The following is a 19,800-nucleotide window of genomic DNA, read 5'->3' on the forward strand; positions in this document are numbered from 1 at the left end:
GAGGACACGCCGATGAGCGAACGACTGCGCGTCGGCGTGCTGGCGAACCCGATGCTTACGCGGTTCGAGGAGGAGGCGCTCGAAAACGTCGCCGCGCTCGACGGGGTGACGATCGACGAGGTGGTCGTCGACGGATCGGTGACGGAGGGATCGGCGCTCGCGGCGGGGGCCGACGCCGTCAATCAGGGCACCAGCATCTCGCTTGCCGATCTCGGGTTGTTCGTCGAGGTAGTCCGTGAAAGCGGTCTGAAGGCGTTCATCCACGGCGACGAGAAGCTCGGCTGGCTGCTCGGCGAGACCGAGCAGATGGACTGGCTCCAGTCCCGACCCGTTACCGAGACCGACTGTCTGCGAGAGGCGTCGATCCGTGAGTGCGAGCCGGTGTCGGCCGGCGGAGCCTGGAACACGCTGCCCGACGACGTGACCGCCGATCTCGGCGACGCCTGCGACGTGGTGATCCGCTTCGGCTTCGGTCTGCTCAAGGGTCCGATCCTCGATGCACCCGAACACGGCGTTCTCAGCGTTCACACGAGCGATATCCGGGAGTATCGCGGTATGGGTCACAAGATCTCGTACATGAACGACGATCCGAGCGCTGCGATCACGCTCCAGCAGCTCTCCGAGGAGATCGACGGCGGGCGCATCGTCGCCGTCATGTCGCGCGAACTGCCTCCCACACCCACGCTCGACGACGTGTGGGACGCGGTCTACGCGCTCCAGACGGAGATCTTTGCCGCCGGCATCGAGCAGCTCCAGGCGGGGGATGGTCCATCGCAGCCCGACGAACTGGGGACGTACTACCCACACAGCCTCCAGCAGCGCAACCCGCGGTTCGTCGCGCGACTGCTCGCGAAGAACAACTGGCGTCGACTGCAAAAGCGTCTGTCGTGAGGTTGCAACCGGTGCGTTAATCCCCCGACCGTTTTTCAGGGAGTAGTATCGACGGCCCATCGACTGTTCGACCCCGCGGTCGAGAGCCTGGATGGTATGCGGAGACGGTGGTTACTGACAGATGACGAGCAACGAGGACATGGCCGACGACCGGACCGGTCTCACGGGTGTGGTGTCGAGCGCCAGCCTCGTACTCGTCGGCAGTCTGCTCGGCTCCTCCTCGAAACTCGTCGAGCGGGTCATCATCGCACGATTGCTCCCGCCCGGCTCCTACGGACAGGTCAGCCTCGGCATCGCCGTGATGAGCCTCGGGCTCACTCTCGGCATCGCCGGTTTCGATCAGGGGGTCCCGCGATTCATGTCGCGATTCGATGACGAGCGCGACAGGCGCGGCACGTGGCTCACCGGATTGGCCCTCTCGGCGGTCGTCACGCTGATCGTCACGGCACTGCTCCTCTTTCGTCTCGAATGGATCATCGACACGATCTTCGACGGTACGGCCCCGCTGGAGCTGGTCGCGCTGTTCGTCCTCGCCATCCCGGTGCTGGTCGGCCAGAAGATCGGCGTCGGCGGGGTTCGTGGCTTCGAGAACACCATCTATCGAACGTACGCGCGGGACCTGCTCTACAACGGGCTGCGCCTCGGTCTGCTCGTCGCCCTTCTCTTCGCGGGCTTTGGGGTGTTCGCCGCGGGCTACGCCTACGTCATCGCCGGCGCGGCGGGGTTCATCGCCATCCATTACTTCTTGAACCGACTGCTGACGCTGCGCGGCCCGGTGCGAACGCATGGCCGGCAACTGCTCTGGTTCTCGCTCCCGCTGCTGTTCTCGGCGGCGGTGACGAAACTGCTCTCGCAGATCGACACGATCATGCTCGGTGCCTATCTCTCCAACGCGAGCGTCGGCATCTACGACGTCGCCTACCCGCTCGCGCTCGGTCTCGGCGTCATCTTCTCCTCGTTCGGCTTCATCTATCTCCCGCTGACCTCGCGGTTCGACGCGAGCGGCCGCCGCGGCGAACTCGATCGCGTCCACAAACTCACCGCCAAATGGACCGTCCTCATCNGGTGCCACGCTTGCCATCCTGTCGAGCGGCTTCTTCGTCAGCGGGATGGCCGGCTACTGTCAGAACGCGCTCTCGGGGCTCGGCTACACGCGCTCGATCCTCGCGGTGAACGTCATCTCGGCGGTCGCCAACATCGTTCTCAACGTACTCTTGATCCCGCGCTACGGCATCGTCGGTGCGGCGGCGGCCTCGGCGCTCTCGTTCGCGACGCTCAACTGGGTCGCGTTCGCCTTCCTCTACCGCGTCGCCGGAATTTCGCCGTTCTCGCGCTACACCGTCAAGATGTACGTCTTCCTCCCCCTGCTCCTGTTCCCGCCGGCGTTCGCGCTCTCGTCGACCGTCTCGCTGAGCCTGCTGACGATCCCGCTCTTCGGCGTCGTCGCGGGACTGGCGACGCTCGTGATCTGTGCGGTGACGGGCTGTTTCCAGCCCGAGGACGAGATCCCGCTCGAACTCATCGAGGGGCGGCTCGGAGTTCGGATCCCGTACATCCGACGCTACATCCCCGACGAGAACTGAGTGCCACAACCCCGGTCTTCCGATGGATCCGTCAGTCGACCAGATAGCCGAGATCGGAGAGCTGTTGCTTCATCGCGTCGGTGAACTCCCCGTCGCGTTCCTCCGTCGAGACCGGTTGGCCATCCGTTTCGAGGATCGTTTCGAGTTCGTCGTCCAGACGCTCGACGACCGAGGGTTCGTCGTCGGAGACGTCGCTGGTCTCGTCGGGGAGGGCGAACAGTTCGGCGCGCTCGTCGCTTTTCAGATATTTGAACTCGTCGGTGCGAAGCGCGTGCAACGTCGCTTCGTGGTAGCGCTCCCGGTCGAATTCGGGATTCAGCTCCTCGAATCGGTCGAGGTTTTTCAGCGTGCGCTTCGCGCCGCGCTGGGTGAGGGTGTGCTCGCGCGTTTCCTCGCGCAGATCGACACCCTGCATCCCCGTCGTGTTCGCGTCGGCGGATTCGAGCAGCGTCGTCATCAGATCGGCGTGCTGGACGGTCTCGCCGTCGTGATCGACGAGCGCGTCGGCACCGTGGACGATGCAGGGGACGTGAGTCACGGCGTCGTCGGCGACGACGAGATGGGCGAGCATCCCCTGTTCGCCGAACAGCTCGCCGTGGTCGGCGGTGACGACGAAGACGGTGTTGTCGAGATCGATCCCTCTGATGTGGGCGAAGAGGTCGCCGACCAACTCGTCCGTGTGGGCGATCTCGGCGTCGTAGAGCGCGTGGAGGACGTTCCACTCGTCGTCGCTGAGCTCGCAGCCGTCGGCGATGAGCTGGTGGAAGTTGTCGTGGTGATACTGGCCGAACGCCAGCGCCTCGTCGATGGTCATGTCGAAATCGTCGGCGTAGGGCTCCAGAAAGCGTCGCGGCGGGTGGTAGGGGTGGTGGGGGTCGCCGTAGTGGGCGTAGAGGAAGAACGGTTCGTCGTCGCCGGCGTACGAGCCGATGCGGCGCTTGGCGATCTCGTTCATCACGAACCCCGTCCCGTGTTTCCTGGTGTCGGTCGTCAGCCCCGGGCCGTGGCGACGGCAGTTGCGCAGATATTTGAGTAGGATGCGCGGGCCGGCCTCCTGGACCAGCGTGTCGGCGCTCAGCCACGTGAACTCGTCGAAGCCACGATCGAGATCGGTGCCGCCGCTCAGATGGGAGTTCGGCGAGAGACAGGTGGTTCGGTAGCCGGCGCGTTGGAGGCGCTCGGGCACCGTGTCGAGCTCCTCGGGAATGGCGTCGTTCTGCATGCCCGCACCGTGGTGGGTGGGTGTCGTGCCGGTGAGGATCGACGCGCTCGACGCGAGTGTCCAGATTCCGTGCGTGTGGCAGTTGTCGAACGAGCGTCCGCGCGTGGCCCCGGCGATGCGGTCGAGGTTGGGCGTCGTATCGCGCGCGTAGCCACCCATCGTGGTGTGGTCGGCACGGGTGCTTTCGAGGGTTATCCAGACGACGTTTGGCTGTCGCATTCTTCCGGAAGGGTTTCACGCTCGGTGGCTTATGCACCTCGGTATGGCGCGTCGATCGCCGGCAGCGATCGCGTGTGGACACACCACGCGGCGGTCGAGAGCGGTAAACGTTTATAACGCCGCTTCGAGAGTGCGAGTACGTTTGGACGTGCCGCGCAAGCGGCATGGATTGATACGATGAGTACGCTCACGACCTCACAACCGAACAACCGCGCACAGAAACTCGCGCTCGTCGTCGGCTATCTCGCGCTCGCCGGCGGCGTGTTGTTCGCCTACGGAAAGCCCGCCACGGGCTACGAGATCGACATCTACGGCTCGACGCCGATCGGCTTCTGGCTCGGCGTCGCGATCGCGCTGCTGGTCGCGGTGTTCGTCACGCTGTACGCGCCGGAGGGCTACGTCAGTCTGGCCGGACTGAGTCTCGGTGGCGGCGGAATCGTCGCGATCGCGGGTCTCCCCCTGCTGCGGAGCTACTTCTACTACGGCTCCGGTGACGGACTGACACATCTCGGCTGGACGCGCGACCTCCTGGACGGGTCGCTGAGCGCGTTCGGATTGTTCTATCCGGGCGTCCACACCTCGTCGCTGTTCATCCGCGGCGTCGCGAACACGACGGTCCCGCGCTCGCTGCTGCTGATCGTGCTCGCGTACGTCGTCGCCTATCTCGTCTTCATCCCGCTGTGTGTGCGCTCGATGACCTCCCATCGCGGCGCGATGTTGCTGAGCGGACTCGCCGGTCTCCTGGTGCTCCCGATCAACCACATGGGGGTGAACTACATGACACCGCATCCGATCTCGGATTCGATCCTCATCACGCCGATTATCGTCTATCTGTTGATCAACTATCTCACCAGTCCGACCGACGTCTTCGAGTCGCGCCTGCCGGTATCGGCAGTGAGTGCGGCCTTCGCAGTCGCGCTCGGCGGCCTCGTGCTCTTTCACTCACAGCAGGCCGCGAACCTCATCATTCTGTTCATCACGCTTTCGGGCGTACAGCTTCTCTATCGGTCAATACGACCGGATAGTGCCATCGCCTCCCACCGAACGATGTATGGGCCGACGGTGTTCCTCATCGGCTCGTTCATGCTCTGGTCGATCGGCCGGGGTCGGTACGAAAGCTCCGTCAACGCGGTGCTTCGTGAACTGTTGAGCTTCCTCACGGGCGGGGCCGAGCTCGGTGCCTCGACGGCCAGTCAGGCGTCATCGCTGACCGCCATCGGCGGCTCGATCGTCGAGCTGTTCCTCAAACTGTTCGGCGTGAGCCTCGTGGTCGCGGCGCTCGCCGGGCTCCTGATGGTGACGAGCCTCTTCGGCCGGCTGCGCGACGCGCCCGACACGACGGCGCTGATCAAGTACTTCACCATCGGGTTGGTGGTGTTGATCCCGTACTCGCTGCTGTTCTACATCGGCACCGTCTCCGAGCTGTTCTTCCGCAACGCCGGACTCATCATGCTGTTCGCGACGATCCTCGGCTCAATCGCGCTCTATCGCTACGTCTCCGGGCTCTCCGAGATCGCCCCGATCGGCAGCGTTCGCGCGGTGCTGTCGGTGATCATCGTCGCGATGCTCGCGCTCTCGGTCGTGGTCGTCTTCCCGTCGCCGTACATCTTCCAGCCGAACGATCAGGTGAGCGAGACCCAGATGTCCGGCTATGGGTTCGCCTTCGAGCACAGTACGGAGGAGACGCCGATCTACGGGCTGCGGAGCGGGCCGTGGCGGTACAAACACGGTGCTCTCGGCGTCGAAGGCACGCCCGTCTCACAGCATGGTCGCGGGATCCCGGGTGAGAATCTCAGTGCGCTCGCGGGTCGGACGTCGAACGATCGGTACGTGGCCGTGACAGAGGCTGCCCGCGAGCGCGAGGTGGAGGTCTACCGGAGCCTGCGCTACAGCCGCGAGAACGTCAGTGCGCTCGATCACCAGTCGGGCGTCAGTCTCGTCCAGACGAACGGCGAGTTCGACCTGTATCACGTCGCCGGCAGTTCGCCCGCCGACGGAGCGAGCGCCACCGTTGCGAACGAAAGCCGCACCGCCGGTGCGAACGGGACGACGCCGCGGGCACCGCCGACGAACCGCTCGGTGTTCGGCAACGCATCGACGCCGTCGCGTACGCCGACAGCGACCGCGACTGCGACGCCGACCACTACCGCAACCGCCACGGCGACCGCCACCGCGACACCGACCGCAACGCCGACGACAACCGATTCCGAGTCGATATTCGGTATCATCGATGGATCGTCGAACGGCACGCCGACGCCGACGAGCGGACCGACTGTCGGCGGCTAGACGGGCGTTGCGGACGGTGTGTGGGCGACGGCGCGAATGGAAACGGTAATGGGCGTCACGAGAGGAAATCCAGCCAGTATGTACCAACTATGAACGAGGGTGATGCCAGACGCCGAGCGCTCGTTCTCGGTCTCGACGGCGTGCCCTGGGAGCGCCTGCGTGCGTGGGCGGCGGCGGGCGAGCTGCCGAACTTCGCCGCCCTCATCGAGGAGGGCGCGGCGGGACCGCTCGCGAGCACGCAGCCCGCGAACACCGCGCTCGCGTGGCCCTCGATCGCCACCGGCGTCCGGCCGGACAAACACGGGATCTACGCGTTCTACAAACTCGGGACGAACTACCGCCACCGCGTCAACACCGGTGAGGACGTCTCACAGCCCGCACTCTGGGAACTCGTCTCGCCGTCGACGGTCGTCAACATGCCGATGACCTATCCCGCATCGCCCATCGACGGTCGGATGGTCACCGGGATGATGACGCCGAGCAGGGACGAGGGGTTCACTCACCCGCCCGAGCTCGCCGCGACGATCGCCGATCGCGTGCCCGACTACGAGATCGGGCTCGACTGGAACGAGTATCGCGACCGACCCGGGGAGTTCCCCGACGCGCTCGCGTCGCTGGTCGCCGCCCGCCGCGAACTGATGAACGACTTTCTCGCCGACGACTGGCGACTGTTCTTCTTCGTCTACACCGCACCCGACCGCCTCCAGCATCTCCTCTGGGACGAGGAGATCTTACTCGACCACTACAAACAGCTCGACGCCGTGCTCGGCGATGCCCGTGAGGCGGCGGCCGACGACGACGCGAACCTCTTCGTCGTCTCCGATCACGGGTTCGGTCCCATCGAGAAGAACGTCCACGTCAACCGGGTGCTCGCCGATGCGGGCTATCTCACGCCGAAATCGGACACCGGCACGCGCAGCACGCTCTCGCGGATCGGCCTCACCAAGGAGCGCGTACTCGGCACGCTCGACAGATTCGAGATCGACGTCGACGAGCTCGCCAAACGGCTGCCGGACGCGCTCGTCGATCGCCTCGCCGCCGGCATCCCCGGCGAGAACGTGCGCTACGACGTCGCTTACGACGAGACGACCGCGTTCGTCCACGCCCAGGGCACCCTCTACGTCAACGACACCGAACGCTTCGAGCAGGGGATCGTCCCGCCGGGCCGGATCGACGCGCTCAAAACCGAACTGACCGATGCTCTCACGCGAGTCCGCGATCCCGACACCGACGAGCGTGTTCTCGACGTTCACGACGGTGACGAACTGTTCCCGACCGACGACGCCGCGCCGGACCTCGTCGTCGAACCACGCGAGGGCTACTACGTCAAACCCTCGCTCTCCGAGACGGTGTTCTCCGATCCCGGCAGTCACGCCGCCGATCACCGTCCCGAAGGGATCTTCCTCGCCGAAGGACCGGACATCGCCGCTGACGCGACGCCGACGGACGCGAGCGTTTTCGATGTCGCGCCGACGGTGCTCCACAGTATGGGTGCGGCGGTGCCCACGACCGTCGACGGGCGCGTGCTCGACGAGCTGTTCGCGCCCGATTCATCGGCCGCCGAACGATCGATCGAGACCGTCGATATCACGGGTTCCGACAGCGGGTCGCGTAGCGACGAACGCACCGACGGCGAGGACTTCAGCGACGTCGAGGAACGCCTGCGAGGGCTGGGGTACGTCGAATAATGCGCGACACCGAACTCCTCATCGTCGGACGGCAGGGACCGGGCGGGATCGGCCAGTACATCAGCGAGCAGCGCCGCCATCTCGCCGGCCGACTCCACGTGTCGGCGCACAAGAGCGGCGCGTTCGACACCGAGGGTGTCGGCGCGTTCGTCCGCTCGCTGCTGGTCATCCTCTGGAACATGCTCTCCTATACGGTGCGCTCGCGGCCGGACATCGTCCACGTCCACTCCTCGCACCGGTTCTCGTTCTACCGGGCGGGCTACTACGTACTCTTCAGCAAGTACGTCTGGCGGTGTCCCGTCGTCTTCCACGTCCACGGCTCCTCGTTCGACGTGTTCGTCTCGACGGAATCGCGACTCGTCCGCTGGTTCCAGTCGATCGTCTTCGGTGCCGCCGACGAGATCGTCGTCCTCTCGGAATACTGGAAGGAGACGCTCTCGAAACACACCGATCCCGAGAAGCTCACGGTGATCCCGAACGCGGTCGACGCCGCCGACTACACACCGTCATTCGACGGCGACGTCCCGCACATCGTGACGGTCTCGAACCAGCTCCCGCGCAAGGGCGTCGTCGAGTTCGCCGAAGCGGTCGACGAACTCACCGATCGGAATCTCGATTTTCGGGTGACGATCGCGGGCAAGGGGCCGCTCTCGAACCACTCCGAGCGGCTGGCCACGACCTACGACAACGTGGAGTATCTCGGCTATATCTCCGAGGAGAAAAAACACGAGCTGCTCGGCGCGGGCTCGATCTTCGTCCTGCCCTCCCACGCCGAGGGGCTGCCGATAGCGATGCTCGAAGCGATGGCCGCGGGCAACGCCATCGTCTCGACGACGGTGGGCGCGATCCCGGAAGTGATCGACGACGAGCGCGGGCTGCTCGTCGAACCGGGCGATGCCGACGGGCTCGCCGACGCGCTCGCGGAACTCGTCGCCGACCCCGAACGCGTGGCCGCGATGGGCGAGGCGAACCGGCAGGCGGCGAGCGACGAGTACGCCTGGGAGACCGTCACCGAGGAGCTACTCGCGACCTACGACCGCAACCTCGCCGCCAAGGCGCTCCGCTGAGGACTGTTATTCCGTCACGGACGACGAATTCGCCAGCACGACCACAAGAGCGAAACCCGGCCCGTGAGAGAGGGATGATATGATCGACAGCCGAGGGTCCGGGGGGCCGCGATAGATGCACGTCTGTATGCTCACCGCGGGAGCGTTTCCGCCGGACGAACGCCTCGCGCGGGCGGGTGCGGCGCTGCGGGCGGGCGGCCACGCGGTGACGGTCTGTGCGCGCGGAACGGGTGGGCCGACCGAGGCGATCGTCGACGGCATCGACGTTCGGCGATTGCCCGACGACGAGCTGTATTCGGGACCTAAGGGAATCCTCGACGGCGCACGCTACGCGCTGAGCTACGTCCAGCCCGCTTGGCTGCGTGCCGCAAGCGAGGTCGACGACGAACGGGCGATCGACGTCTGCTGTGTGGCCGACCTCGATCTGCTGAAAACGGGGCTGAAGATCGGTACGAAACTCGACGTTCCCGTCGTCGCCGATCTGCCGAGTGCGCCGGCTGCCACAGCGGCGGCCGAGAGTGAACGTGGTGGTCGATTCCGCCAGTATACCCGCCGCGTGTTCCACTCCTCGTGGCGGCGGGGCCGGCTGCTCGGAAAACGAGTTCCCGACGTGGATCGATTGGTGACGACGTGTGAAGAAGCGCGTGCCGAGTACGTCCGCGAGAAGGGCATCGATCCCGAGCGCGTCGCGGTCGTCCGCGAGACCGTCGACTCCGATCTCGCCGCGGATACCGAGCCGGCCGACGGGTTCGGGTTCGATCCCGAGACGGCGTTCGTCGTCACCGTCGTCACCGATGGCGTTTCCCAGGAGTCGCTCGAAACGGTCGTCGCGGCTGCAGCGCGGGCGGCCGACCGTGCCGCCGATCTCCGCGTGCTGATCGTCGGCGACATCGGGGAGGCAGTGCTCGACGATCTCGAACGACTCGCGCGGCGACGCCTGGCCGCCGGCCGGGTCAGCTTTCGCACCGAGGACCGGGAGCTGGCCGGCTATCTCGCCGCGAGCGACGTCTGCGTGCTGCCCGAGCGTTCGCACGCGACGGAGACCACGGTTCCGCGGGCGTTCTTCACGGCGCTGGCGCTCGGGGTTCCGATGGTCGCCAGCGGGACGCCGCCGCTGAAGCGACTACTCGAACGGACCGGAGCGGGGCTGTGCGTGCGACACGGAACAGGTGCGTTGGCTGGAGCGCTGGTGAAGCTTGCTGATCCTAACCGACAGGCCTCGCTCGCCGCGAACGCCCGCGTGGCGGCCGAGGGTGCGTTCGACAGCGAGCGTGATGCCGAGAAGCTGCGTGAACTGTACGAATCGCTGCTCGCGACGCCGGAGCCCGACGTTACGGTTCCGCGAGCAGATTCGTGAGCGCCATCAGATACGAGCCGATCTCGTAGGAGCCCTTGTACATCTGATCGTCGACGTCGAGACCGTCGTCGACGGTGAGAAAGCGCATCGGGACGCCGAGTTCGCTCAGCTCGACGAGATCCCCACGACTGCTATCGCCGTAGATCCAGGCCATCGCGCGGCTCACCTCGCGATCGAAGTCGCGCTCGCCGCCCGCCGCCTCGTAGTGGGCGACCGCGTTGACGAAGAACGTCTGGTGACACTCGTAGAGGAAATTCCAGTAGGGCGGCCGAAAGCCGAGGCGTTTCGTCGCGCTGCGGCGCGCGCGCCGGATCGACGAGATCTCGTCCTCCCAGACGAACGCGCCGTCGTCGCGCATGCGCTCGTCGACGGTCCGTTCGAGAACGCGCTCGACGTTTTCGAGATAGCCCGTCTGTCCGGTCACCTCGATCGCGCGGGCGAACCCCCAGCAGGCGTACATCTGGTTCTGATGGCGGCGGGTGGTGTGGTTGTCGAAGACGAACAGCCCCCCTGGAGTGAGCCGGTCGTTCATCAGCGCCAACGCCTCCGAGAGCGCCTCTCGCACCACGGATCCGGACTCGCGCTCGGCGAGATACGACCAGCCGTAGGCGAGCAGGCTGTCTTCGGCGTGGGTGAAGTCGAAGCGCTCGCGCGAGTGCTCGAACAGTTCCCACGCGACGCGCTCGTGGGTGGCGTCGAACACCTCGGCCGCGAGCGAGAACGCACAGACGAGGGGGCCGATGCCGTAACTCGGCATCGCGGAGAGCGTTCCGCTCTCGATCTCGTCGGCGAAGTAGTCGAGCGCGCTCCGGAGTTCGTCGTCGTAGCGATCGGTGCCGAGTGCGGAGACGCGCCACTGGAGCGCGCCCATCAACCCGAAGGGTGCGTAGCGCCACAGCTCGCGGTCGTCGGGCGTCCATTCGAACTCGGGATTCTCGTCATCGCTGGCAATTTCGTAATCGAGCCCGCGGAGGATTTTTTCGTCCTCCATGTCCCAGAAGCCGTTCTCGTCGACCGGTCGGAACAGGCAGTCGAGCGCGTCGTCGAGATAGCCCCGATAGTTGAGCGGTTCGGCCGCGAGCACGAGATACGAGGCGTCGTTCCAGCGCCCGCGGGCGGTGAGTTCGTCGCTCGCACGCTCGGCGGCGCCGACGAACGGCTCCTGGAGGTTCGCCGGGAGCGTGTTGAGCGCCATGTGGACGTAGTAGGGGTACTGAAAGACGAGATCGGCGTCGAGTAGTCGCCAGTCGGGTGCGAGCAGCGAGAGCGCCTCGCGCGGCTCGTAGTAGTGATTGTCGGGCCAGCCGTTCGCGGCGTAGGGCGAGCGGGGCGTCGGCACCGAGAAGACGAACTTTCCATCGCTATCGTCGAGCACGCGCCCCACCTCGGCGGTGAGCGATTCGACGTCGAGGAACTTCCAGTCGTAGGGGCCGATCGAGACGGCGGCGTCGAACGCGTCGTCGGCGAAGGGGAGGGTTGGCCGTTCGGGATCGGCACTTTGGTACTCGTCGACGGCGTCGCCGATGGTTTCGCTCGCGTAGGAACTCGCGTCGTCCGAAAAATCGACGCGCGTGAGCGAGTCGGCCGAGACGCCACGGGTGACGTTCGCTTCGGAGGCGAGATCGAGCACGCGCCCGCCGTCGAGTTCGGCGAGCGCGCGCTGGCGTTCCTCGTCGCGGAGCTGCTGGATGAGCGGGGTGGTCGGGGGCTGGCGCACCCACTTCCGGAGGATCGCGTCGCGGGTCACTGTCGGCAACGCGCTCTCGGCACACATTTAGCTATTCCTTCGCTCGTCTCGACCATGTCCGACGATCCACTCGTTTCGGTCGTGATCCCGACCTACTACCGCAACGATCGCCTCCGCGAGGCCATCGAGAGCGTCGTCTCACAGACGCAGCCGACGGAGACCATCGTCGTTGACGACTCCGGCGAAGGCCACGCGATGCCCGTCGTCGACGAGTACGATCTCACGTACGTCGAGCTCGATCACAATATCGGATCGAACCCCGCCCGCAGCGTGGGTGCCGAGCGCGCCACGGGCGAATACGTCCAGTTCCTCGACGATGACGATCGCCTCCACCCGGAGAAACTCGCCGACCAGATCGCGCTGCTCGAACGCACGGGCGCGAGCGTCGCCTACTGCGGGATGACCTACGAGGACGGCACGACGATTCTCCCGGACTCGACTGCTCGTGGCGACGTGCTCGCGCGCGCGCTCGAATTTTCCCTCTCGCCGTGCGTCACCTCGACGATGCTCGTCGCGCGCGATGCGCTTTCGAGAACCCTGCCGCTACCCGACCGCCCCGGCGGCGACGATCTCGGATTGATGATCGATCTCGCGCGCGAGCACGAGTTCGAGTTCGTCGACGAGGCGCTGGTCGATCGTGCCGTCATCGAAGATTCGCGGGGCAAATCGCCGGGGCTCATCCACGGGCGCAGGGAGATCATCCAGGAATACGATGATCTCTACGACGACTTCCCGGCCTCCGTACGGGCGAACGCGCAGGCGAACACCGACAAGCTAGAGGCCCGGATGGAACTGCGTGATCGGCGATGGTCGCTCTCGACGGTGCGCTCGTTCGCGCTCGCGTGCTATCACGCGCCCTCGCTCCGGACGGCGATCCCCCTTCTCGCCTCGCTGTTCGGACAGGTGGGGATGGACGCGATGCAGCGCGGCTATTCGCTCGTCCGCTGACGGGGAACGGTACCGAACCCACTCAAAAACACACTCTTTGAGAAAATATGATCATGTAAACAATTATTTCAGTAGATGAAGTCTGGCGTACATCCTGCCGAGTAGTACTGTTCGGACGAAAGCGAGCGTGTTGCGTGATCGCTGGTGAATGACGAACGAAGGATCACTCACCCGTGATCGTTCGCGAGATCGGAAAGTGTACGGACGGAAACACCGGCATCCTGCGCCGCGTTTCGCTGCGGGCCGTCCTCGCTCACGAGCGTGAGATCCTCGCGGTCCGCGACCATGAGGTAGCTCGCATCGTAGAACGTACAGCCCGTTTTCCGCGCCATCGCCATCGTGGGCCGGAGTTCGGACCCGGCGGCGTCCTCGAACGAGACTTCGCGGTCGAGCCGTTCGAGGACATCGAGTGCGTCATCGAGGTCCCGGTCGGTGATAGCGTCGTTCGCGAACCGTATCTTCCACAGTGCGTTTCCGGCCTCGTAGGGCGTCAGATCGAGGAGATAGCCATCGAACACGACATCGATCCCCACGGATGGCGGCCCGAGACCCAACACGAGATCGACGAGCGCGCTGGCGTCGAACAGATACGCTTCGGCCACGAGCGTCAGTGTTCCTCGCGGGTTTCGCGGACGGCGGTGGCGACCTCCTCTTCGCTCACCTGGTCCGCGACCCGTTCACCGAGAGCGCTCGCGTCCTCCCGTAGGTCTGACCGCCGTCGTCGCGTCAGTTCGTCGTCGAGGGCCGCACGAACGACCGCACTGACGTTGATCTCCGTGCGATCGATCTCCGCTTTCATCTCGTCGGGAACCTTCGCACAGACGGTTCGTGCCATAGCCGTTTTACTGGACAGTATTACTTAACTGTTTCAGCCGTCGGTGTTCGATCCCGTCGCCCGCCAGTTCATCACGGCGTCGCGCGCGCGGCGTGCAGCGCCGAGCGCGCGCTGACCGAGCAGCGCGAACAGCATGATGAATGCGCTCTCGGCGGAGCGCTCGTAGCCCATCGCGCGGCGGGCGTAGGCGAACGCACGCCGACGCTGACCGCGTTCGAGCGCGACCCGCGCGTGCGCTCGACACTGCTTTTCGCGGAGGCGGCGCTCGATGTCGGGGTGACTCTCGATTTCCTCGCGATATTTCTCCCAGATCATCCGATTGACCTCGACCCCGTGAGTGAGCTGCTGTGAGATATTGTCCGTGTGGAAGATGCGCTCGACGAGGCGCTCGTCGACGTACTCGAACTCGTATTCCTGGGCGAGGCGGATGCAGTGATCCCAGTCGACGCCACGGGGAAAGTCGGAATCGAATCCTCCCAGTTCGAAACACTCGGCGCGCAGCATGTGGCTCGAATGGGGATGGAGGCCGAACCGGGCGATGACGTCGGGGTAGATGTCGCCGCGACGCTCGGGACGATAGACTCTGACCACTCGTTCGCCCTGTTTGACAACCCCGCCGGTGTAGACGACCCCGACCTCGTCGTTCGCACGCTCGAAGGCCGCAAGCTGTTTTTCGACCTTCTCCTCGTGCCAGCGGTCGTCGTCGTTGAGCACGCAGACGAACTCGCCGTCGGCGAGCTCCGCCGCCCGATTCATGCTCGCCGAAATGCCGCGATTTTCCTCGTTGTGGCGGACGCGCACGCGGTCGTCGTCCTCGTAGGCCGCGAGTCGCTCCGTCGTGTCGTCGGTCGAACCGTCGTCGACGACCACGACCTCGATCTCGTCGTGGCTCTGTTTCAAGACGGTGTCGATGGCCCCGGAAACGTAGTCGGCGCGGTTGTACGTCGGGAGAATGGCGCTGACGAGGGTCATGCGCCGGGTTCGGACCATCGCGGTGAAAACCCCTCGTGTCGCGGTCGCGGCGTGAACCCAGCCTTAAGTCCCTGAGCGTGTTCCGGACGGTATGCACGTCTGTATGCTCCTCCCCGAGCGCTTCCCGCCGGACATCCGCGTCCGGAAGGAGGCGTCGGCGCTGCGTGCGGCCGGCCACTCCATCACGCTGCTCTGTCGCGGCGGGCCGACCGAGCAGAGTTTCGCGCGCCTCGACGGGATCGACGTCGAGCGCCTGCCCGCCGACCGGCTGTTCGCAGGTCTCTCGGGAGTGGTCGACGGGCTCCGCTACGTCGCGAGCGCCGTCCATCCGCCCTGGCAGCGCGCCGTTCGGGAACTCGACCGGCAGAACCCGATCGACGCCCTTCACATCCACGATCTCCCGCTCGTACAGACGGGGCTGGCGCTCGGCGAGGAGCTCGGCGTGCCGGTTGTCGCCGACCTCCACGAGAACTACCCGGAGGCGGCCCGGCAGATACAGCAGATGCGTGGCTGGGGAGAGATCGCCCGCGATGCCGAGGCGCTCGTCCAGCGCGTCGCCTTCGCACCCTGGCGGCTCAAGCGTCTCGAACGGGAGTGCGTCCGGCGCGCCGATCGTACCGTCACCGTCTGCGAGGAGGCCCGCGCACACTACATCCGCGACTGCGGCGCGGAATCCACCGACATGACGGTCGTCTCGAACACCGTCGATCTCGACGCCTTCGCCGGCGACGTCGAGCCGCCCGCGACGCTCGATCTCGATCCCGACTCGTTCGTCGTCTCCTACGTCGGCAACTTCACGCGTCACCGCGGGCTCGACACGCTCGTCGAGGGGTTCGCGCGACTCGTCGAGAAAAGCCCCGACGCCGAACTCCTGCTCGTCGGGACGGGCAACGACAACTACGTCGCGGGGCTGAAGGCGCTCGCGCGCTCGCTCGGCATTCGCGAGCAGATCACGTTCACCGGCTGGGTCGATTTCGCCGACGTTCCCCGCTATCTGGCCGCGAGCGACGTCTCGGCCGTCCCTCACGCCGCGACGGCACACACCGAGACGACCGTCCCGCACAAGCTCTTCCAGGCGATGGCGATGGGCGTGCCAATCGTGGCCAGCGACGTCGCGCCGCTCGCGCGCATCGTAAGTCGTACCGGCTGCGGGCTCGTCACGCCGGCCGGCGACGGCGACGCACTCGGCACCGCCCTCACCGAGCTCACCGACGAGGGGCGGGCGGACGACTGCGGGGAGAACGGCAGAGCGGCGGTCGAGAACGAGTACAACTGGGCGCGCGACGGCCAGCGGCTGTGTGATCTCTACGACGGACTGCGCGCCGAGGGGTAGCACCGACACACTCACCCCGCCGGCCCGACAACCGCCGGCGATGAGTACCCCCGACCTCCCCGAGTTCTTCGACGAGTTCACCGAGCGCGACTGGCGGAGCGACGCGGACGGCACGGTCAGGATCGCGATGATCGGTCTCGGCTGGTGGACACTCGAAAAGGCGCTGCCGGCCGTCGAGCGCTCGGAGCTGTGCGAGACGACGGTGCTCGTCAGCAGCGATGCGGAGCGCGCGACGGCCGCTGCCGACGCCAATGACACCGTCGTCCGTGGCCTGACCTACGAGGAGTTCCACGACGGGGCGGCCAGCGAGAAGTACGACGCCGTCTACATCGCCACGCCGAACGCCGTCCATCTGCAGTATGCCGAGACGGCCGCCGAGCTCGACAAGGCGATCCTCTGCGAGAAACCGATGGAGGCGAGCGTCGAGCGCGCCGCGGAGCTTGTCGCGGCGTGCGAGTCGGTCCCCCTGATGATCGCCTACCGGATGCAGACCGAACCGGCCGTCCGGCGGGCGCGCGAACTCGTTCGGGAGGGATTCATCGGCGAGCCCGTCGCGGTCCACGGTGCGATGACCCAGCGCCTGCTCGACATCAACTCCGACACCGACCAGTGGCGGCTCGATCCGGATCTCGCGGGCTACGGCGCGAGCGTGATGGATCTCGGTATCTACCCGCTCAACACCGCTCGGTTCGTCCTGGATTCGGATCCCGTCTCGGTCCAGGCATCGATGAGTGCCTCCCACGACGCCTTTTCCGACGTGTCCGACGAGCGCGCGAGCTTCCGTGTCGACTTCCCCGACGACGTCTCGACTGTGTGCACGGCGAGTCAGAACGCCGCCCAATCGAGCCATCTCCGAATCACGGGCACGGAGGGCGAACTCGAACTCGATCCCGTCTTCTTCCCCGACGAACCGCGGAAACTTCGGGTCCGACGGGGCGATCTCGACGCCACGCTCGATTTCGACCAGCGCAGCCAGATGACCGAGGAGTTCGACTACTTCGCCGACCGCGTGCTCTCCGAAACCGAACCACACCCGAACGGCGAGCACGGACTGGTCGACATGCGCGCGCTCGAAGCCATCTACGAGGCCGGGGAGGGCGATTCGCCGGTTTCGCTCTGAGCCGGTTCGTTCACGATACCGGCACCGCTACCACTCGGCAATGGAACCGTCGTCGTGACGCCAGATCGGGTTGTGCCAGTCGATCTCGCCCGCTTGCTCGCGGACGTGCTCCTCGTCGATTTCGATGCCGAGGCCCGGCCCGTCGGGGATCTCGACGAAGCCATCCTCGTAGTCGAACACCGATGGGTCGGCGAGATAGTCAAGCACGTCGCTCCCCTTGTTGTAGTGGATCCCGAGGCTCTGTTCCTGGATGATCGCGTTGTGCGCGCAGGCGTCGACCTGGAGGCACGAGGCGAGCGCGATCGGGCCGAGCGGGCAGTGTGGCGCGAGCGCGACGTCGTGGGCTTCGGCCATGCTCGCGATCTTGTGGACCTCGGTGATGCCGCCGGCGTGTGAGAGGTCGGGCTGGATCACGTCCACGCCGCCGCTTTGGAGCAGCGGTGCGAAATCCGTCCGCGAGTAGTGGCGCTCGCCGGCCGCGATCGACGTCGTCGTGTGGGCGGCGATTTCGGGAAGGAGCTCGTCGTGCTCGGGCAGTACGGGCTCCTCGATGAACATCGGATCGTGTGGTTCGAGCACCGCCGCGAGCCGTTTGGCCATCGGTTTCGCGACCCGGCCGTGGAAGTCGACGCCGATCCCGACCTCGGGACCGACCGCCTCCCGGACCGTCGCGAGTCGTTCGCCGACGGCCTCGATCGCAGCCGGCGATTCGATGCGCTGGAACTCCGCGGTCGCGTTCATCTTGAGCGCATCGAAGCCCGCCCCGACGCGCTCGCTGGCTGCCTCGGCGACGTCGCTCGGGCGGTCGCCGCCGACCCAACTGTACACCTGCATCCGATCTCTGACTGGGCCACCCAGGAGTTCGTGGACGGGCGCGTCGAACTGCTGGCCTTTGAGATCCCAGAGCGCCTGATCGACGCCCGCGATGGCGCTCATCAGCACCGGTCCGCCGCGGTAGAAGCCGCCGCGGTACATCGCCTGCCAGTGGTCCTCGATCGGGTCCGGGTCGGCACCGAGCAGATGGCTCTCGAACAGCTCCTCGACGGCCGCTCTGACCGTGTGTGCCCGCCCTTCGACGACGGGTTCGCCCCAGCCGACGCGGCCGTCGCTCGTTTCGACGCGGAGGAACAGCCAGCGTGGCGGGACGGCGAACAGTTCGTAGTCGGTGATCTCGCTCATGTCTCCGGTCGGTGCGAACGGCTGAAAAACACACCGAGTCGATCAGAGCTGTGGTTCGACCTGTTCGGCGTCGTCGAGGTTCCGGTTGTGCAGCGCCTCGCCCGTCTCGCCGTCGAACAGGTGGATCGCGTCCTCGGGAAGCCGCGCGATCGCCGGCTGGCCCGCTTCGATGCGTCGCAGCCCGCCGATCGTCGCCACGAACGTCCGTGATTCGTCCATGTCGAGCTCCGATGCGCTCTCGTCGCCCTCGAAGGCGAGATAGACGTTGTTGCCGCTGCCGACCGGCTCGACCACGTCGACAACCGTACGGAAATCGTGCTCCCCATCGCCCTCGACTGCATCGACCAGTTCGATGTCCTCGGGACGCACGCCGAGGGTCACGTCGGCCGTATCGCCGATGTCTGCGCGCGTGTCCTCCGAGAGCGGATAGTCGAAGTTCTCGCCGACGAGACGTCCGTTTTCCACCGTGGTCTCGAAGAAGTTCATCGACGGCTCGCCGATGAAGCCCGCGACGAACCGGTTTGCGGGTTCGTGGTAGGCTTCGAGCGGCGTGGCGACCTGCTGGAGTCGGCCGTCGTCGAGGATGGCGATCCGATCGCCCATCGTCATCGCCTCGGTCTGGTCGTGGGTCACGTAGACCGTGGTGACCCCGAGATCCTCCTGCATCCGCTGGAGTTCGGTCCGCATCTGCGAGCGCAGTTTCGCATCGAGGTTCGACAGTGGCTCGTCCATCAGGAACACCGCCGGACTGCGGACGATCGCACGGCCGAGCGCGACGCGCTGCTGTTGGCCACCGGAGAGCTCGCTGGGCGTTCGATCGAGCAGCTGTTCGATGCCCATCATCTCCGCGGCGGATTCGACCTGGTCGCGGATCTCGTCGTCGGGCATCTCCGTGCTCTCTTCGAGCCCGAAACTCATGTTCTCGCGCACGGTCATGTGGGGGTAGAGCGCGTAGCTCTGAAACACCATCGCGATATCGCGGTCGGCGGGCTGGCGGTCGTCGATCACGGTCCCGTCGAGACTGATCGTTCCCGACGAGACGGATTCGAGCCCCGCGATCATCCGCAGCGTCGTGCTCTTCCCACAGCCCGACGGCCCGACGAGGACGAGGAACTCGCCGTCGTCGATGTCGAGCGAAGCGTCGTCGACGGCGATGATGTCGTCCCCGCCGTCGCCGAACCGTTTGGTGACGCCATCGAGACTCAGTTCGGCCATTCGATACCTCCGTTCGCTGGTTGAGATTGTATTTCGATCATCGTTGTCTGTCTACGTTCGGCCGGCAACACCCTGTGCGAACTGATCGCCGAAGATGATGAAGACGAGCAGCGTCGGTAGTGCGGTCAGGAACGCGCC

General features: G+C 65.9%; 16 protein-coding genes. 9 read left to right on the plus strand and 7 right to left on the minus strand.

Going from position 1 to position 19,800, the window contains the following annotated elements; all coding sequences use genetic code 11:
* On the plus strand, positions 1–891 hold an 891-nt coding region (locus C448_RS07760), incomplete at its 5' end, for a formyltransferase family protein (protein ID WP_004053539.1).
* A 139-nt stretch (positions 892–1,030) separates the two neighbouring features.
* A complete protein-coding gene (locus C448_RS17215; protein WP_455429054.1) occupies positions 1,031–2,521 on the plus strand; it encodes a flippase in 1,491 nt (496 codons plus the stop codon).
* Here C448_RS17215 and C448_RS07770 read toward each other — a convergent pair.
* Positions 2,506–3,915 (minus strand): sulfatase, encoded by a 1,410-nt coding sequence (locus tag C448_RS07770; protein WP_004053543.1) that lies wholly within the window; start codon positions 3,913–3,915, stop codon positions 2,506–2,508. The two genes, C448_RS17215 and C448_RS07770, sit on opposite strands and share 16 nt — an antisense overlap.
* A 177-nt stretch (positions 3,916–4,092) precedes the next feature.
* Between C448_RS07770 and C448_RS07775 the strand changes: the two genes are divergently transcribed.
* From C448_RS07775 to C448_RS07790, 4 genes are all read left to right on the plus strand, one after another.
* A complete protein-coding gene (locus C448_RS07775) occupies positions 4,093–6,201 on the plus strand; it encodes a hypothetical protein (RefSeq protein WP_004053545.1) in 2,109 nt (702 codons plus the stop codon).
* Between the two features lie 89 nt (positions 6,202–6,290).
* Entirely contained in the window at positions 6,291–7,889 is a 1,599-nt protein-coding gene (locus tag C448_RS07780; protein WP_004053548.1) for an alkaline phosphatase family protein, read from the plus strand.
* On the plus strand, positions 7,889–8,956 hold the full coding sequence (locus C448_RS07785) for a glycosyltransferase family 4 protein (protein WP_004053550.1): 1,068 nt from the start codon (positions 7,889–7,891) through the stop codon (positions 8,954–8,956). The genes C448_RS07780 and C448_RS07785 overlap by 1 nt, the downstream gene beginning before the upstream one ends.
* 115 nt (positions 8,957–9,071) lie before the next feature.
* Positions 9,072–10,313, plus strand: coding sequence for a glycosyltransferase (locus tag C448_RS07790; RefSeq protein WP_004053552.1), 1,242 nt, complete (start codon positions 9,072–9,074; stop codon positions 10,311–10,313).
* Here the strand turns inward: C448_RS07790 and C448_RS07795 are convergent.
* Positions 10,288–12,087, minus strand: coding sequence for a class I SAM-dependent methyltransferase (locus C448_RS07795; RefSeq protein ID WP_004053554.1), 1,800 nt, complete (start codon positions 12,085–12,087; stop codon positions 10,288–10,290). The two genes, C448_RS07790 and C448_RS07795, sit on opposite strands and share 26 nt — an antisense overlap.
* 27 nt (positions 12,088–12,114) lie before the next feature.
* Here C448_RS07795 and C448_RS07800 point away from each other — a divergent pair, with 27 nt between their 5' ends.
* The gene (locus C448_RS07800) at positions 12,115–13,008 is read left to right on the plus strand and encodes a glycosyltransferase family 2 protein (RefSeq protein WP_004053555.1); all 894 of its coding nucleotides are present in this window, start codon (positions 12,115–12,117) and stop codon (positions 13,006–13,008) included.
* A 167-nt stretch (positions 13,009–13,175) separates the two neighbouring features.
* Here C448_RS07800 and C448_RS07805 read toward each other — a convergent pair whose 3' ends face one another.
* Genes C448_RS07805 through C448_RS07815 form a run of 3 tightly spaced genes read right to left on the minus strand, consistent with a single transcriptional unit; the run spans position 13,176 to position 14,815 of the window.
* The gene (locus tag C448_RS07805; protein ID WP_004053558.1) at positions 13,176–13,610 is read right to left on the minus strand and encodes a type II toxin-antitoxin system VapC family toxin; all 435 of its coding nucleotides are present in this window, start codon (positions 13,608–13,610) and stop codon (positions 13,176–13,178) included.
* A gap of 5 nt (positions 13,611–13,615) precedes the next feature.
* Positions 13,616–13,843 (minus strand): hypothetical protein, encoded by a 228-nt coding sequence (locus C448_RS07810; RefSeq protein ID WP_004053561.1) that lies wholly within the window; start codon positions 13,841–13,843, stop codon positions 13,616–13,618.
* A 33-nt stretch (positions 13,844–13,876) separates the two neighbouring features.
* Positions 13,877–14,815, minus strand: coding sequence for a glycosyltransferase family 2 protein (locus tag C448_RS07815; protein WP_049916167.1), 939 nt, complete (start codon positions 14,813–14,815; stop codon positions 13,877–13,879).
* 91 nt (positions 14,816–14,906) lie between these two features.
* Between C448_RS07815 and C448_RS07820 the strand changes: the two genes are divergently transcribed.
* Together C448_RS07820 and gfo6 are read left to right on the plus strand one after the other, a co-directional pair.
* Complete coding sequence (locus tag C448_RS07820; protein ID WP_004053565.1) at positions 14,907–16,148, plus strand: glycosyltransferase family 4 protein; 1,242 nt, start codon at positions 14,907–14,909, stop codon at positions 16,146–16,148.
* Positions 16,149–16,188: 40 nt separating this feature from the next.
* Positions 16,189–17,268, plus strand: a complete 1,080-nt coding sequence (gfo6, locus tag C448_RS07825) for a D-xylose 1-dehydrogenase Gfo6 (RefSeq protein ID WP_004053567.1) — start codon at positions 16,189–16,191, stop codon at positions 17,266–17,268.
* A gap of 27 nt (positions 17,269–17,295) precedes the next feature.
* Here the strand turns inward: gfo6 and dgoD are convergent, their stop codons facing one another.
* Positions 17,296–18,447: a galactonate dehydratase gene (gene dgoD, locus C448_RS07830; RefSeq protein ID WP_004053569.1), complete on the minus strand. Its 1,152-nt coding sequence runs from the start codon at positions 18,445–18,447 to the stop codon at positions 17,296–17,298.
* A gap of 42 nt (positions 18,448–18,489) precedes the next feature.
* Positions 18,490–19,662 carry an ABC transporter ATP-binding protein gene (locus C448_RS07835; RefSeq protein ID WP_004053571.1) on the minus strand — a complete coding sequence of 391 codons (1,173 nt, stop codon included), beginning with the start codon at positions 19,660–19,662 and terminating at the stop codon, positions 18,490–18,492.
* Positions 19,663–19,800: the final 138 nt, after the last annotated feature.

The organism is Halococcus morrhuae DSM 1307, from assembly GCF_000336695.1.
In the GTDB taxonomy this organism is placed as follows: Archaea; Halobacteriota; Halobacteria; order Halobacteriales; family Halococcaceae; genus Halococcus; species Halococcus morrhuae.